We start from the raw sequence: 16077 nt of genomic DNA, 5'->3' as shown, positions 1-16077 counted from the left end.
TTAAATTGTAAAAGTTGGGTCTACGTGCTCCTTGATCAATTTCCGAAGTTCTTCCACTGATACCCATTCCGTATTCTCACCTGAATTATACCGGAACCCTTCTGGTACCTTTTTAGCATTGAACTGATCGATGAAATCCCCTATTTTAAAGCTAAGGTTCTGCGGAAGGATGGTATAATACTTACCAAGATCGTATGTGGAGAAAGAGTCGGAGCTGGTGATCATTTCTTCATGGATCTTTTCTCCCGGCCTGATGCCTACGACTCTATGCTCGCAGTCAGGACCTATGGCCTCTGCAACATCTGTTATTTTGTATGACGGGATCTTAGGAACAAAAAGCTCCCCGCCCCATGCGGATTCCAATGCATGTAACACCATTTCCACGCCTTCTGTAAGCGTAATGTTGAAACGGGTCATTGCGGTATCTGTTATCGGTAATACGCGTTCTTTTCTTTTATTAAGGAAGAACGGTATCACAGATCCATTAGAGCCCATCACATTCCCGTATCTTACCACGGAGAATTTTATAGGATTAGCCCCGCGGATATTGTTGGCGGCCACAAACAGCTTATCAGAAGCCAGTTTGGTAGCGCCATACAGGTTAATAGGAGCTGCTGCCTTATCCGTTGAGAGCGCCACTACCTTCTGGATGCTGCCTTCCAGGCTTGCATCAATAATATTTTCGGCGCCCATGATATTTGTCTTAATGCACTCCATGGGGTTATACTCAGCAATGGGAACATGTTTCATTGCGGCCGCGTGAATAACATACTCAACATTCTTCAGCGCACGCTTCAAACGATCTCCGTCCCTTACATCACCAATAAAAAAGCGGATCATGGGATATTTTGATTCAGGGTAGTCCATAGCCATCTGGAACTGTTTCTGTTCATCCCTTGAATAGATCACTAATCTTTTGATATGGGGCCACCTCTCAAGTACAATTTTTGTGAAGGCTTTTCCAAAGGAACCGGTACCACCTGTAATCAGGATACTTTTACCATTTAAATCTAACATTGTGAAAACATTATTTTAATCGAAATCCTAGTAAAAATTCAGTTTGTTTGTTGCTGCTGTTACTCGTTACTTGTTCATAACATCCCGGTAGATCTTTCCGGAGATAAGCGCCAGCAGCGTCAGAAAACCGCCCAGGAAACCACCTACAACCAGACCTGCCAAACGGCCCACCTTTACTTTCTTTAAAGGCAAAATGGGCGTATCTACGATCTGCACCAGCGGCGTTTCCTGCGCCATTGCCATCTTACTGAGCTCAAGGTTCTTGATCACTTCCCCATACATGGTCTGTAAAACCAGTTTATCGCGGGCCTGCACTTCTGCGCCCACGCCGGCTACCTGCCTGGCAGGGTTCTGGTTCAGATCCCGCATTTCCGCAAGCGAATATGTTTTTCTATTCAGCAGCATCTCCAGGGAATCTGCCGTTATTTGCAGCTTGTCCACATTAACCTTTGTACGACCTATCTTGGTATTAACATAAAAGTCAATTGCCTGCTTCACCAGGCGCTCAGTGAATATTTTGGAGAACAGTTCGCTGGGAGAGGTACATTTTACAGAGATAAAACTCAGCTTTTTGTCTGGCTTCTCCACTGTCAGCGCCGATTTAACTATAGCCTCCTGCACAAGGAACAAAACGCTATCCTGTAAAATGGAGAAATTCTCCCGCTTCTGCTGAAACGGAAAATATATTCCATCCGGTTTTCGTAGTTTCTTGAATTTTTCTTCCTGCTCGGTAATCCTGATATAATAGTCAACCAGCGTTATTCTCTTATCAGCCAGCTGCACCGGAGAAAGCAGCGTTTTTTCTATCAGCAGGCGCGATTTCAAAAATGTCAGGATGTTATCCCCTTGAAATACGCCACTACCAGATGCTCCTCCCAGATCAATTCCGAACTGGCTGGCCAAACCCATATAGGCCGACAAGGGGTTGGACTTGCTGTCTTCAAGCACGAATGTAAGCTCGCCCATATACTTCGGCTTCTTAAGGAGCGCATAGGTGAGACCCAGACCAGCGCCCACCAGGCCACAGATCACAATGGTCAGCCATTTGCGTAACAGAAACCGCCACCAGTCCTGCATTTTTAGTATAACATCTTTCAATGTCACCTCTTCTGTCTGTGGTGTCGTATATTGCTTTTCTTCTTGCATTTATTAAGCTATATGATCTTAAATCTTATGAATTTATAGTCTTCCGTCAACTATCTGCCGGTCCAGAAATGACTTGGTGTCAAACACTACCGCTGCCGCACCATTCCTCAGCTCAGCATAATCCATCTCCCTGAACTCACGGTGAGCCACTGCAAGGATAATGGCGTCATACCGCTGATCCGGCTTCTCTTTTAAGGTAATCCCATATTCTTTTTTCACGATCACCGCTGAAGCATGCGGATCATAAACGTCTACTGAAAGCCCAAACTGTACAAGCTCGCGGTAAATGTCTATCACCCGGGAATTACGGATATCCGGACAGTTTTCCTTAAATGCAAAACCCAGCACCAATGCGCGGGAGCCATCTATTTTATGACCTTTTTTTATGAGCAGTTTGACCACTTTATTGGCTACAAACATGCCCATGTTATCATTCACCTTACGACCGGAAAGTATTACTTCCGGACGGTAGCCCAAAGCCTCTGCCTTGTGAGCCAGGTAATAAGGATCTACACCTATACAATGCCCGCCTACCAGGCCGGGCGTGTATTTCAGAAAGTTCCATTTGGTGGCTGCCGCTTCTATCACATCCATCGTATCAATCCCCATTCTGTCAAATATCAGCGCCAGCTCATTCACAAAACTGATATTAAGGTCCCGCTGCGCATTCTCAATTGCTTTCGACGCCTCGGCCACCCTGATACTGGGCGCTTTATGTGTACCGGCCGTAATTATACTCCGGTACAGCTCATCTACACGGTTGGCAATTGCGCCTGTGGAGCCAGAAGTAACTTTTTTGATCTTCGTAAGGGTATTTACCTTGTCGCCGGGATTGATCCGCTCGGGAGAATAACCACAGAAAAAATCAACATTATATTGCAGCCCCGATTCCTGCTCCAGTACGGGCACACAATCCTCTTCCGTACAGCCCGGGTACACCGTAGATTCATAGATCACCAGGTCTCCCTTTTTCAACACCCGCCCCAGCATTGCCGTAGCCCTGAGCAAAGGTTGCAGATCAGGCGCTTTGAACTGATTAAGCGGAGTGGGTACTGTAACAATATACGTCGTATATGCCGATAAGGAAGATAGATCAGCAGAGAAACATAATCCCGCCCCCTCAACTTCCCTGCGCTTTTGCGTTACCGTGAATAGCGCCTCCAGATCAGCTTCGTGCGTATGATCATTGCCTGCCTGCAGTTCGCTGATCCGGTGCTGATCAATATCAAAACCCAACACATCATACTTCTTTCCAAACTCAATGGCCAACGGTAGCCCCACATATCCCAAACCTATTACCGCAATCTTGTAGGGCATGGATGTCATATCGGCTATTTACTTGATCCGGTCTAATATTGTTATAACGATCAATGCCACTGACGCCAATCCGCTTGTTATACCGATGGCTTCAGGACCACTGAGCCCTTTTCTGTCTTTTTTTGTAGGCACATATATTTCGGCGCCTGGTTTTACCTTGGGATAACTATTAAAGAACAATACCTTACGGGTATTCTTCACCTCACCATTAGCATATACGATATAGCTACGTCTCTTCAATGCCTGGGATGTAAAACCGCCAGCGCCCCTTATATAATCCCGGAAGTCTGTATTTTTATCAAACCGCAGCTTTTTGGGGAAATATATTTCGCCAAAAACCTGCACTGTCTGCAGCTTTTTAGGCACTTTCAGGATATCGCCTTCTTCCAGCAACAGATCATATTTGGACCCGGGGTTCTTTAGTATCTGGTCAAGATTAATGCCCAGCAGCTGCTCCTTACGCTGTACAACATTTCTTACTCTTTCTATATCAGAGCTATCCTGCAGTTTGTTGTAGAATACTTCCAGCTTGTTGGTAAGGAAAGCGCTATCTGACTCATTCACAAAGGTTTTGCGTAACAGCACCGCACCTTCCGGGTAGGCCTCCGGGCGCAAACCACCGGCCCGGCGTACTGCATCAGAAATACGCTCCTGTTTTGTATTGATCGTATACTTGCCGGTAAACATCACCTCCCCATCTATCTGTATGTTTGCTTGCTGCACATAGGAAGGCGCCTTACGGATCACTATCTCGTCAAACGGTTGTAACGCAAAAGCGGCTGCACCGGGATTATTGCTAAGGTCCGCATTCACATCAAATTGTTGTATGATGGCCATGCGGCTGTCTACTGAATCAATACTATTGTTACGTATGCGCCGGGCAATTTCGACATGCTTTAAAGAAGCGGCGTCCCTTAGGCCGCCTGCCAGCAGTATCAGGTCTTCCAGATGCATGCTATCCGCATAAAGATACCGGCCGGGCAGGTTCACCTCTCCACCGATGGTCACCTGGTATAATTGCCGCAGGTCCATTTTGGAATATATGACTACGCTATCCTCCCGTTGCAGGGATATATTTTGGCGTCCGTTGATCGCGTCCAGCACATTAAAGTTGATCATAGCCGGCGTATAATCTGCCTGTAATCGCCGTATTATACCACGAGCCATGGCAGCTTCTTCCTTTACGCCGTCTGCTTTCTTAATAAGATCCGCGATCGTCATGCCGTCCTCCAGTGCATAATCACCCGGGTGGTATACAGCCCCGCTGATGGTTATCCTGTTTGTGTAACGATTCACAACAGAATCTATAATGTATTTGTCACCGGACCGGAGGTGGAAACTGGCTACCTGGTCAGCTGGCACATTCATTACCTCCCGTTGCCGATCAGTAACGCGGATAGCCTTGATAACTTCATGATAAGCCCGGTCTGTGTAGCCTCCTGCATAGTCAAGTATCTGCTGCAGGCTTTCACCGTCTTTTGCTTCAAAGATGGCAGGGCGCTTCACCTCTCCCATCAGCTCAACACGTGTTTTATAGGGGTTTACCTTTACTATGTCCTGGTCCTGCAGTACTATATTATTGGTAAGATCGCCATGAGAAAGGAAGTCGTACAGATCAAAAGTCGCTACAGGCTGCCCGTTACGGATCACCTGTATACTACGGAAAGAACCGTTTTCGCTGGGGCCGCCGGATACATACAGTGCATTAGCTACGGTTGCCAGGCTAGGTAAGCTGTATGTGCCTGGCTGCTCCACCTCTCCTATCAGCAGCACGCGTATACTTCTTATGCTACCAAGGGAGATCTGAACAAAGGTATTACCGGTTTTAATGCCTCCATAAATAGATGACAGTTGCTTGGTGATACGGACACGGGCTTCTTCCATCGTAAGACCGTTTACATATACCGGCCCAACATAGGGGATCCGTACATATCCGTCAGGGGATACCTTTAACTGATGCTGTACTTCCGAATAACCATATACATCTATTAACAGTTCATCATTGGCCGCTATACGGTAATTAGGCGGCGTTGGCATTCTAAGGTTGGGCTCGAATGTGAGATTCTTGTTATTAAAAAGCTCTGTGCCAAAAATCTTCTTTCGCCGCAAAGCACGCTCATAATCTTCCTTACTGTTGATCCTGCGCAACTTCTGATCCCAATAGTCCGTGCTATCGCTTACCTGGCGGTCAGTTTCCTCATTATCCTCGGCGCTGGAGTCTTTTTTGCTCTGGTTTGTCAGTTGCTGATCAAGCCCAAGTTGCTGGAGTCTGGCTTTTAGCTTAGCAACTTCGCCGGGCGGTATTCCATTTTGCTGTGCGTATTCGTCAATCTGATCAAAGCTGACGTTACTCTGCTTCATCCTGGCCGCTAACTGGCGTATCTGGTCATCAGACAAATCGTCTATTTTAACCTGTCTCAGCTGGTCCCTTGATATAGTAGACGGCACTTGCGCCCTCACTGTAGAACAATACCCTACGAGCAAACACAGTTGTAACAGTAATATCTTTCTAAGCATGAACTACCAAATATACTTTCTCGAATGTTTTGAAAATCAACTGCCTGGCATACAACTCCCTCCTGCCAGGTCCGGGCAAACCAGGTGCAAATCTATTAAAAATAACCTATTTGCATTAGGTTAATGAAAATCAGTGGAATAATTATTTGTTATTGGCGATCCCCCTGTTTGGCCTCCTGCAGCTTATACATATACTAAACATACCCATCTTTCCGGCGCCTGCACACCCGGGGGCTAGCAGCCCGCTACCACTCCCATTTTTACCCCCTCCACGCCTATTCATTTTTTTAGGAACTGTATTATTTTTTGTTTAAATTAGCTAAAGTTAAAACCAGGTAAAAATGTCGTCCCCAGAATTTACCGACCTGTTGCTGCATCAATCAGACTTTCTCAAGCCTTTTGCCATCGTGCTTACCAGAGATTCGGAATCTGCACGCGATCTTTACCAAGAAACTATCTACCGGGCCTTGCTGCACCAGGAAAAGTACCTCGACGGTACCAATATCCGTGCCTGGTTATTCACTATCATGCGGAACCTCTTCATCAACCACTACCGGCGGAAGGCCAAGCAGCAGCTGTTCCGGGACCAGGTAGCCCGCGATCTTTCCCTTAAACAACAACCCTATGTCAATAATGAGGCAGAAAGCAGCCTCCGGATAAAGGATATACACCATGCCATCTACCGCCTACCGGTACTTTTCAAACGCCCATTCCTGCTATATTATGAAGGTTTTAAATATTACGAGATAGCGGATATCCTGCAGGAGCCCATGGGCACTATTAAAAGCCGGATCCATTTTGCCCGGAAAATGCTAAAGCAACAGATCACTTCCTGATGACCATTCCACAACGCTTCCTATCCCTGGACGTATTCCGCGGCCTTACCGTTGCCGGTATGATACTGGTAAATAACCCAGGCAGCTGGGATTATGTATACCCGCCGCTGGATCATGCCCACTGGCATGGCTGTACCCCCACGGACCTGGTATTCCCGTTCTTTCTTTTTGCCGTAGGCAATGCGATGAGCTTTTCCCTGCCACGTTACCAGGAACAGGGCCATAAAGCGGCGCTGCAGAAAATACTGAAACGCAGCCTCCTGATATTCCTTATTGGGCTGTTCCTCAACTGGTTCCCCTTTTTCCGGTGGAATGAGGACGGCCAACTGGTATTCAGATCCCTTGGCCAGCTAAGGATCCTGGGGGTACTGCCCCGTATAGCCCTTTGTTATGGGTTGGCGGGACTTATCATCCATTTTTCCGGAGACCGGCGCTCCTTTATGATAGCGGGCTGTGTGCTGCTGGCATATTGGTGGCTGTTACTGGCCTTTGGACAGGGCGACCCTTACAGCCTGGAGGGCTACGCCGGCCTGCGGCTGGATAAATGGGTATTAGGCGAGCAGCATCTGTACCGGGGCGAAGGGGTTCCTTTTGACCCGGAAGGCCTGTTGAGCACCCTGCCGGCTACCTGTAATGTGATCTTTGGTTACCTGGCCGGGCGTTATATCCAGCAAAAAGGTAAAGATTATCCCATGCTGTGCGGGCTGCTGGTGACCGGCTGCCTGCTGGTCTTTGCCGGCCTTTGCTGGAATCTGGTTTTTCCCATTAATAAGAAGATCTGGACCAGCTCCTACGTATTATATACGGTGGGCATTGCCCTGCTGCTCCTGTCTGTGCTGATGTATGCGATAGAGTTCCGGGGATGGCGGCGGGCAGGAAGCGTTTTTGAGGTGTTTGGAAAGAACCCGTTGTTTATCTATGTAATGTCTGGCGTATTGGTGAAGCTATACCTGCTGGTGCGTACCCTTGCCGGCCAAAACCTGTACGGGTGGTTGTACGAACATATTTTTCGCCCGGTATGGGGCAATTACCCTGGTTCCCTGGCGTTTGCCGTTTTTCATGTATGCCTGTTCTGGGCATTGGGCTGGTGGATGGATAAAAAGAAAGTGTACATAAGGGTATGAGCAAGCAGGTTACGGACGGATTCAAACCGTCGTAAAAGGTTTTGCTGACCTTCACCTTGTCACTCGGCCACGTAACCTGCGTTTAGTTATGTATGCCCGTATAACAGGCTTAAATAATGTTGCTGAATGGCGGCTTTATAGTAAAATACCAGCGTTTGCACCATGGCTACCAGCCATAGCAGGCCGGGATGCGGCCAGTAATAATAGCCGGCAATAAAGATCACAAGCAACCTGGCATACTCCAGGTAAAACACCCATCTCCGCTGCTCCAGGATAGCCCCGCTGTTAATTAATGTAAGAAAAATGAATACCGTAAAACATGCCTGTACAAAAACCGGGATATAATGTTCCAGTAGCAGGAAGCAAAAAAGCGCGGCAAGCGTAAACCCCATCTGCAGTTTTACATAATTATGTAAGCGGCGGGTAGCCGCACCGGTATTGTTGCGGACCAGGAATTTTTCTTCTAGCAACGGCCTTATATCCGAGCTTATATGATCCGGGCGGCCAAACACCACCTGCCACCGCTGCCTCCAGCCTTGCGCCTGCCGGAAAGCCCAGGCTATTTCCAGTAAGAAATGAAAATGCTGCCACAGGAAACTATGGCTTTCAAGCGGTTTGGTTAACCCATATGTTGGCTCCTCCTCTTCCGGTACAAAGGTGCCAAAGAGCTTATCCCAGATAATGAGCACATCACCATAGTTCTTATCCAGGTATTTTTCGTTGCAGGCATGGTGTACCCGGTGATGGGAAGGCGTAACGAGTATATATTCCAGGAAACCCAGTTTACCAATGGTGCGCGTATGGATAAAGAAGGGATAAATGCCGTGTACCAGCTGTACGCTGATGATCATAGCGGGCGGGAAACCCGCTATGGGCAGCACGGACCAGAACAGCATACGGGCAAATGCCTGGAATACCGTGATGCGGGCGGATACTGTATAATTGAACTCCCCGCTCTGGTGGTGCACCACATGAGCGCCCCAGAGGATATTTACCTCATGCGCCAGGCGATGATACCAGTACCAGATAAAATCCGTAAAAATGAGTAGGGTGATCCATAACAATACGCTGGGTTGTATATTAAAAATGGCAAAATGCCGGTGCAGATAATCATACACAAAATAGAAGGCCCCTACTGTAAAGGTATCCAGCAGGCGCTCTGCAATACCCACATGCAGGTTGGTGATGGAGGTACTGAAGCTAAAGTATTTCTTTCCTTTTTTACGCGCCACCCAATATTCAATGCCCATGAGTAACAGGAACACTGGTATGGCCCATGCCATGTGATTTAACTGCATAGACTAAACTGAGAAACAACAAGGTGGTGGTAAACAGTTACAATAATAGGCTTTTTACATCACAAAACCCTACAAAATTTGTAGACTTATTAGAAGCATTGTATATCAACAGATACGGCATAAAAAAAGGAGACAGCACGCATGTATAAAAACAGCTGCTGCCTCCTGTACTGATTAACCCTTGTCTAATCTTCTTTGCTTCCATCATCGGCCATACGCACGATCTTAGGCTGAAAGCGGCCTACAACATCCACCAGTCCCTGTTGGGCGGCCATTACCTCGTTTATGTTCTTATAAGCCATGGGCGCCTCATCCGGGCCGCCGCCAATCAGCGTAACGCCATGTTCGCGCAGCTGTTTGTTGAGCTCATAACGGGTAATGGACTGTGTGGCCGTAAAGCGTGACATTGCACGCCCTGCGCCGTGGGCGGCAGAGTGCAGGGAAGCGGCATCACCGCGGCCCCTTACAATATAACCGGGGGCCGTCATAGACCCGGGTATTACGCCGCACACACCTTTAGCCGCCGGGGTAGCCCCTTTACGGTGTACGATCAGCTCTTGTCCGTTATGCACTTCTTTCCAGGCGAAGTTGTGGTGATTCTCCACCCTTGCCAGTAGTTGTGCGCCGGTAGCCTTTATCATACGGCGGTGTATTTCGTGATGGGAAGCGCTGGCATAATCCCCGGCCAGGTTCATAGCCTGCCAGTATTCCTGTCCGGCTTCGGAGTCCATCTCCAGCCAGGCCAGGTGGGCGGCTTCCCTGGGCAGCGGGCATAACTCCCTTGCCAGGCGGGTATAGTAGGTGGCGATCTGCGCTCCCAGGCCACGCGAACCGGAGTGGGACAATAGTCCCAGGTAAGTACCGGGCGCCAGGTGGCAATCCGTGGCGCCGGTGATCTGCACGAGGCCCCATTCCACAAAGTGATTACCACCGCCGGAAGTGCCTAGTTGTCCGGCCGCCTTATCCAGCAGCCTGCGTAAAAGGGGCAGCTCGCGGAACAGGTGGTGTTCCAGTACGGCTGCTTCTGCAGGCTCGTCCCATTCTTCGCCGGCGCCAAATTTAGTATGCTTCATCAAGGCATCTATAAAACGGCTGGCTTTTTTATCCAGCTGGTCTACCGGCAGGTCCAGTATGCTCAGGCACATGCGGCAGCCAATATCTACGCCAACCCCGTAAGGGATGACCGCGTTATTGGTAGCCAGCACCCCTCCTATTGGCAAGCCATAACCCTGGTGGGCATCTGGCATAAGGGCGCCGGCCACGGCTACCGGTAAACGTACGGCGCTGTTCATTTGCTGAAGCGCGCCTGTTTCTATAAAACCTGCGCCGAATATTTCGTACGGCACGGGTATCTCTTTTAAGGGGATATCCTCTTCTTCTTTTGCTTCCATTAACCTCCCTGCAATTTTCCGTAAGGCATCATCTGCCAGGTAGGCCATGGGATCCGTTAGCACCTGCTTCAGGATGTCCAGGGCAGCGGCTTCTGTATGATGTTTAAACCGCTGTTCCATGGCGGTAATGGCTATGCTGATCGCCGGCCCCTCGGGGAAGCCGATGTTGCGTAGCGCTTTACCAGTTAATTTAAGTTTTGTCATGATAGTATTTTACAATTCATGCCTGTTAAACCATTCGTTGTTGAGCAATACTTGCAAGGGCAAGTGCTTGTACACTTCTTTTGCTTTTGGCTCCAGGTCGCGCCTGTACCAGGTTGCAGGTTTGTACATAATCCTGTCCAATCTGGGTCGCAATCCGTTTCGCTCCACGTAGTTCTCAAGCCGTTTCAGATCACTTTCCACCTGTTCATCCAGCAACTGCATCTTTGTGATCATGTTCGGGCGTACCCGCAATGTAAAACGCCACGGTTCGCGGAATACATAAGTTGCCCCATGATACTTCCGTTTATGCTCCGGGGTCTCTCTTTCTTCAAAGAGAGCGGCTTCTGCCGCCGTAAAATTCATTCGCCTGAACTCCCGGTCCAGTGGCCGTTGCAGCTGCTGCTCCCTTATCTTCCAGGTTTTCTTTCCCCATCTTTTCTTCTTTACCCTGAAATCTTTCCGGTAGCTGTGCTGTTCCGTATTGATCCTGTCAAGGATACCCTGGTAGAAGGCGGCCTGTTTGCTGGCGGCCACATCTGCCCTTAAAACAAAATGGCGTAAATAACCTCTCATAATAGGCGGCTGCAGTGCTACCCATTCCTGGTTTCTCCGCGCATCCCTGAGCCTGTACATATCCCTTTTTACCTTGAGCAATTGCTTGTCGTGGTGCTCTCTTCTCCTTCGCTCGCGGGTTCGCTCATTGCTGATCCGGGAGCTTTGTAAGTAGTCGTAATAGTTTCTGTGTTGTTTGTCCATAATACATTATCCTCCGATCGAAAGAATATGCGGTACAGTAGTTCCCGCCTTTTTTCCCTGCTATTGTATATGGACTTGTTTGAAGTTTTCATGCGTTAATGATTTAGTGGTGAACAATGTTGTTTAATTCAGCCGGAAACCTATATGGGCAGCCTTTTGCTGTTCATAAGAGGGTTCATGCTGGTTAGTGATCTCGGCAATGCTCATGGGCTTATAGATCTCCGTTTCGAACCCCAGGTGGCGGGACAGGCGTTGTGCCTTTTGCACAGATAACCTGTTAAATTCATAGCGGGCGATCAGCCGGCCTTTGCGTAAAAGTGCGCTGTCAATGGCAGAGAGGTCGCTGTTAAAGGTGCAGATCACCTGTACATTCAGGCAGTCTGCCAGCAAACCATCTGACAGGTTCAGCAGGTTAGACACCGTAGAATCTCCGGAGAGCCGGCGATCCATGATGATGTTCTCCGCGTCCTCTATAACGAGCACGCTGTTGGGGTTCTCTATCAGCAGCTCTACAAAACCAGGCTGCGTGATACTGCCGGCAATGGCCGGCGATACAAACAGCACCTTTTTCTTAAGGCGGCCTATCAGGTAGCGCAGGTAAGTGGTCTTACCGGTACCAGGCAGGCCGTGGAGCAGTACGATGCCTTTATCGTCCTGTTTGTTGAGGCGCTTTTGGATGGTAGCGTCTATGGCCGCAAAATCGTCTTCATAATAAAGGTTCAGATCCAGTTTGGTCTTTTTGATCTCCATACTATTAAGATCGTATCCGCTGCCATAACGTGTGATCAGGTTTATCTCGGGCTTTTCCCGGGGCTGCCTTTGACGGAATTTTTTCAGGAAGGCAGTTACCTCTGCTACAAATCCCATTTCTGCGCCATTATGGAGGATCTCGCAATAACCATATGCGAATTCCACTACACAGTTGTTATCCATTACCAGTAAGGTCATCGTGTATTCGTAATCCTTTTTCTTACGGGCCAGTGTGCCGTACTGGTAGCTTTGTTTAATGCGGACGGCAAATTGTTCTTTGAATGCTTTTGCCGCGCGGTAGCCATCCACTGACCATATTATATTGATGCTGGGGATGGCATTGAAGCAGTACAAATAGAACCGCTTGGATTCCAGTAAACGATCACCGAAAACGCTTTCTGATGTGATGATCCTTTGTTGTATATGTTGATCCATTTTTGTGTTTGGTTTAAAGAGGCAGATGTCCCAACCTCGTATTCGGTTCTTTACCAGTGCACACGCAGTCCTTGCTGGCGGCCCCTGGTAAAGATGAATACATCACCACACTACACCATGCGCTCATTTGTAAAAGGGGGTCAAAATCAAACAGAGACGAAAAAAATATCTTACAAAAAAGCCCTGCTCGTTTGCACGGGCAGGGCTCCTTGTTATGTAAAGCATTGACTTCACATACTGGCATACCTTGCCCAACTGACCCTTAGGCGATAAGGGACAGCTCCAAACCATTGGCTTGTGCTTAATTTAAAAGCACACGTGCCCTGGTGGCGCAAACAGTGACTTATATTTTTTCTGATTTCCTCCATAAGCCGGATAACAAAAAAGCCCGGCGCTTTTGCTGCCGGGCTTCTTGCTATATACACAAATTACTTTGATTCATTTATGGTGATAACATGCCCGGCCTTGTTGGTTGTCCTTCTTGGAGGACATCCACGCTGCACCGATATGTAAAGTATTAAGACGCATGTTATGTTTTTTTGATGAATAATTTAACGGCACAAATATACACTGATTCCTGCTGATCCTACAAATTTCCGTGCTTGTTTTTTTAAAATTTATTTTTCGTCTAACCTTAGGCGATAGTAACAAGATGCCATCCACTTTTTTGGGTGGACGGCACGCTTATTTATAAATGACCCGAAAGCAAGATTAACAATGTCAAGGATGACGATATCTGGTCGACCGTATTAAATCAATTCCAAATTAGTGGCAAACTGTTTCTCTAACCTTTGCAGTTGACGGATATGCCGTTCAATATGTTTGGTCAAGAAGTAGATATATTGGTATATATCCAGTTTACCCAGATCATCTACCGCCATATTTGTGAATACCAGGCGGCCCTCGCCATTCTTTAACAGGCTAAGGTTATACATACACTGCGCATACTGTTGTTTGAGCAGGGTCTGTATCTCATCCAGCTGTCTGAAGCCGGTGGGCTCCATATGGTCCGGACGGATCCAGCCGGAAGATCTGCTGCTCAGCACATCTATCTGGTCAAACTTGCTAAAGTAATCTCCGGGCAGTACGACGGTATGCCCGTTACTTTTGCGGTCCAGCGCTCTGCGCGTGGCCTTGTTGATGATCAGCAACAAGAAATAGTTGGTAAGGCTGATATGCTCCAGCACTTCACGGGCATTCCATTGGTCCGGGCCCGGTTTAAAATCAAGTAATGCTACTTCTTTATTAAACCAGGTGTCCAACTCCCTGAAGTTGGTGAGCAAGGCCTCTCTTACTGTTTGAATAACGTTTCTCATGGTCTACTCCATTTGGGGTTATGCACCTGACCTGATTCATTCACTGTACGGGTTAGTACATAACTATATTAAAAAAAACAAAAATCCCGGCTCGATATCAACGGGCCGGGATCTTATAACAAAAACTATACTGTTTTGCTATATACTACCTGGTCCGTGCGATCTTTTAAGCACAAAATAATCCCATGGCGTGCCGGCACAGTCGAAAGACAGTGCAATTACACGTTTGACAGTTGCTGTTAGGATACGTTTTATTCTGTGCTCAGTCATCATTTTCAAACTTCGCTAAAGCAAAAAGTCCCGCACTTTGTCTGCGGGACTTTTGTTTTATCACTTGATAACTATTTTGTTAACAATTGGTGCAACATGCCCGCAATCCGTCCCTGACCTGCTTCTTCAGCTTACAGGATACCGCAGAAATCATATGTTGTGAAATGCGTGACACTTAATTTTATTTTGCTGTAGCAAAGATATTTTTATTTTTTTTATTAAGCAAAATTCAATAGCGGTTTTTTTGCGGAATTAATAATTTTTTTATAAAGGGGCGCTAATAGGCTGTAGCTGGCGGTTTCCGGCGGATAGTATGCGGGAGGAAACTGTGGAATAAGTCCACAAAATGGAGGGTGATGATGGGTACGTGGATGTGTATACGTTGGCCCATGGTCCGCAACCCGCCACTGTTCATATTTGATTGTCCACTGTTCATAGTCATAGTTCATAGTCCACCGTCCATGGTCGATAGTCCACGGCATGGGTTATGTCACAAGCCTTTGCAATCCAAGGGCAGGGCCCATGGGTTACCGACCAGGGACGGTGGGGCGCTATCAAAAAAGCCTTAATTGTTTCTGGGGCCGTTGAAAGAGGTTGGTATTGTATTCAAATTTCTCCAGGTTAAGGCCATTCTTTTTGGTATGTATCCTGAACTGCTGGCGCAGCAGGTCTGCGATGTTGCCATCTCCCCGCATACGGCGCCCAAACTCGCTGTCATTCACCTGGCCGCCGTGCATGCTCTCTATCAGGTGCCATACCTTATCTGCACGGTCAGGGAAGTTCTTATACAGCCAGTCATTGAAGATGATCTTTACGGCATCATTCAACCGTACGGCGGTATATCCGGCAAATTTGGCTCCGTGCTGGGCGGCCATTTCCAGAAGCTGGGGCATCTCATGGTCATTAAGGCCGGGGATCATGGGAGCAGTCATTACCCCTACCGGCACACCGGCATCCGTGAGCTCCTTTACCACCCGGAAGCGCTGCGCAGCGGTAGCAGTGCGGGGCTCCATTTTCTGACGGAGGTCTTCCTGCAGGGTGGTAATAGATACATAAACGCATACCAGCTGATTTTGCGCCAGCTGCTGTAACAGGTATTTATCGCGCAGCACCAGGGAGTTCTTGGTAATGATGCCCAGGGGTTGCTTGTACTCCAGGGCCACTTCCAATAACTGCCGGGTGATCCACATTTTACGCTCCAGCGGCTGGTAACAGTCTGTATTGCCAGACAGGCCAATGGGTTTGGGCGTCCAGTTCTTATTATCGAGGAACTTGCGCAGCAGTTCCGGCGCGTTCCGTTTAACAACGATCTTCCTTTCAAAATCCAGCCCCGCGCTAAGGCCCCAATATTGGTGGGCGTTACGGGCGTAGCAATAGATACAGCCATGTTCACAGCCCTGGTAAGGGTTCATGGAGTACCACATCCCTACATCCGGACTATCTACCTTATTCACGAGTGATTTCGCATGTTCCTCTATTATCTGGGTAGGAACATCCGCCTGCCACCATTCATCTATTCCTTCGGGGTGCTCCTGCGCGTACTCATTGGCCAGAAACTTATTCTTCGGGTTTAGCTGCGCGCCCCTTCCTTTGTAGTATTGGGTCTCAGGTGCACCACCTTCCTGAAAAGGCAATGTCATATGCTAATAATTTTAGCAATAGTACTAAATAGTTTAGTGTTTTGCAAATAAAATTATTAG

The 16077-nt window shown here is 47.9% G+C and carries 12 protein-coding genes and 1 tRNA gene; 2 read left to right on the top strand and 11 right to left on the bottom strand.

All coding sequences use genetic code 11. The annotated features are described in order from the left end of the window. The 4 genes from pseB to F0L74_RS05090 form a co-directional block, all read right to left on the bottom strand. The gene (pseB, locus tag F0L74_RS05105) at nt 1-1017 is read right to left on the bottom strand and encodes a UDP-N-acetylglucosamine 4,6-dehydratase (inverting) (protein WP_149836731.1); all 1017 of its coding nucleotides are present in this window, start codon (nt 1015-1017) and stop codon (nt 1-3) included. 66 nt (nt 1018-1083) lie between these two features. Further along, complete coding sequence (locus tag F0L74_RS05100) at nt 1084-2163, bottom strand: lipopolysaccharide biosynthesis protein (RefSeq protein ID WP_149836730.1); 1080 nt, start codon at nt 2161-2163, stop codon at nt 1084-1086. Between the two features lie 33 nt (nt 2164-2196). Then, entirely contained in the window at nt 2197-3489 is a 1293-nt protein-coding gene (locus tag F0L74_RS05095; protein WP_149836729.1) for a nucleotide sugar dehydrogenase, read from the bottom strand. Between the two features lie 9 nt (nt 3490-3498). Beyond that, nucleotides 3499-5877, bottom strand: a complete 2379-nt coding sequence (locus F0L74_RS05090; RefSeq protein ID WP_188315864.1) for an SLBB domain-containing protein — start codon at nt 5875-5877, stop codon at nt 3499-3501. Nucleotides 5878-6338: 461 nt separating this feature from the next. On the opposite strand from F0L74_RS05090, the gene F0L74_RS05085 reads away from it, so the two are divergent. Together F0L74_RS05085 and F0L74_RS05080 are read left to right on the top strand one after the other, a co-directional pair. After that, nucleotides 6339-6833 (top strand): RNA polymerase sigma factor, encoded by a 495-nt coding sequence (locus tag F0L74_RS05085; protein ID WP_149836727.1) that lies wholly within the window; start codon nt 6339-6341, stop codon nt 6831-6833. Then, complete coding sequence (locus tag F0L74_RS05080) at nt 6833-7957, top strand: acyltransferase family protein (RefSeq protein ID WP_149836726.1); 1125 nt, start codon at nt 6833-6835, stop codon at nt 7955-7957. Before F0L74_RS05085 ends, F0L74_RS05080 begins: the two co-directional genes overlap by 1 nt. A 6-nt stretch (nt 7958-7963) precedes the next feature. On the opposite strand, the gene F0L74_RS05075 is transcribed toward F0L74_RS05080, so the two are convergent. The 7 genes from F0L74_RS05075 to F0L74_RS05045 form a co-directional block, all read right to left on the bottom strand. Further along, a tRNA-Cys gene (locus tag F0L74_RS05075) sits at nt 7964-8034 on the bottom strand. 9 nt (nt 8035-8043) lie between these two features. Continuing rightward, nucleotides 8044-9255, bottom strand: a complete 1212-nt coding sequence (locus tag F0L74_RS05070; protein WP_149836725.1) for a sterol desaturase family protein — start codon at nt 9253-9255, stop codon at nt 8044-8046. Between the two features lie 185 nt (nt 9256-9440). After that, entirely contained in the window at nt 9441-10850 is a 1410-nt protein-coding gene (locus F0L74_RS05065) for an RtcB family protein (RefSeq protein WP_149836724.1), read from the bottom strand. A gap of 9 nt (nt 10851-10859) precedes the next feature. After that, a complete protein-coding gene (locus F0L74_RS05060) occupies nt 10860-11606 on the bottom strand; it encodes a hypothetical protein (RefSeq protein ID WP_149836723.1) in 747 nt (248 codons plus the stop codon). A 123-nt stretch (nt 11607-11729) separates the two neighbouring features. Next, complete coding sequence (locus F0L74_RS05055; protein WP_149836722.1) at nt 11730-12791, bottom strand: AAA family ATPase; 1062 nt, start codon at nt 12789-12791, stop codon at nt 11730-11732. Between the two features lie 749 nt (nt 12792-13540). Further along, complete coding sequence (locus F0L74_RS05050; RefSeq protein WP_149836721.1) at nt 13541-14107, bottom strand: DinB family protein; 567 nt, start codon at nt 14105-14107, stop codon at nt 13541-13543. An 824-nt stretch (nt 14108-14931) separates the two neighbouring features. Then, on the bottom strand, nt 14932-16017 hold the full coding sequence (locus F0L74_RS05045; protein ID WP_149836720.1) for a PA0069 family radical SAM protein: 1086 nt from the start codon (nt 16015-16017) through the stop codon (nt 14932-14934). Between the last annotated feature and the right edge of the window lie 60 nt (nt 16018-16077).

The organism is Chitinophaga agrisoli, from assembly GCF_008386695.1.
GTDB classification, from domain to species: domain Bacteria; phylum Bacteroidota; class Bacteroidia; order Chitinophagales; family Chitinophagaceae; genus Chitinophaga; species Chitinophaga agrisoli.
Note: the sequence above shows the minus strand (reverse complement) of the source record. Positions and strands in the feature narration are given on the sequence as shown.

Bases quoted from the DNA above. Each gene is read 5' to 3' on its own strand.
- pseB (WP_149836731.1), bottom strand. From the start codon at position 1,017: ATGTTAGATTTAAATGGTAAAAGTATCCTGATTACAGGTGGTACCGGT.
- F0L74_RS05100 (WP_149836730.1), bottom strand. From the start codon at position 2,163: ATGCAAGAAGAAAAGCAATATACGACACCACAGACAGAAGAGGTGACA.
- F0L74_RS05095 (WP_149836729.1), bottom strand. From the start codon at position 3,489: ATGACATCCATGCCCTACAAGATTGCGGTAATAGGTTTGGGATATGTG.
- F0L74_RS05085 (WP_149836727.1), top strand. From the start codon at position 6,339: ATGTCGTCCCCAGAATTTACCGACCTGTTGCTGCATCAATCAGACTTT.
- F0L74_RS05080 (WP_149836726.1), top strand. From the start codon at position 6,833: ATGACCATTCCACAACGCTTCCTATCCCTGGACGTATTCCGCGGCCTT.
- F0L74_RS05070 (WP_149836725.1), bottom strand. From the start codon at position 9,255: ATGCAGTTAAATCACATGGCATGGGCCATACCAGTGTTCCTGTTACTC.
- F0L74_RS05065 (WP_149836724.1), bottom strand. From the start codon at position 10,850: ATGACAAAACTTAAATTAACTGGTAAAGCGCTACGCAACATCGGCTTC.
- F0L74_RS05060 (WP_149836723.1), bottom strand. From the start codon at position 11,606: ATGGACAAACAACACAGAAACTATTACGACTACTTACAAAGCTCCCGG.
- F0L74_RS05055 (WP_149836722.1), bottom strand. From the start codon at position 12,791: ATGGATCAACATATACAACAAAGGATCATCACATCAGAAAGCGTTTTC.
- F0L74_RS05050 (WP_149836721.1), bottom strand. From the start codon at position 14,107: ATGAGAAACGTTATTCAAACAGTAAGAGAGGCCTTGCTCACCAACTTC.
- F0L74_RS05045 (WP_149836720.1), bottom strand. From the start codon at position 16,017: ATGACATTGCCTTTTCAGGAAGGTGGTGCACCTGAGACCCAATACTAC.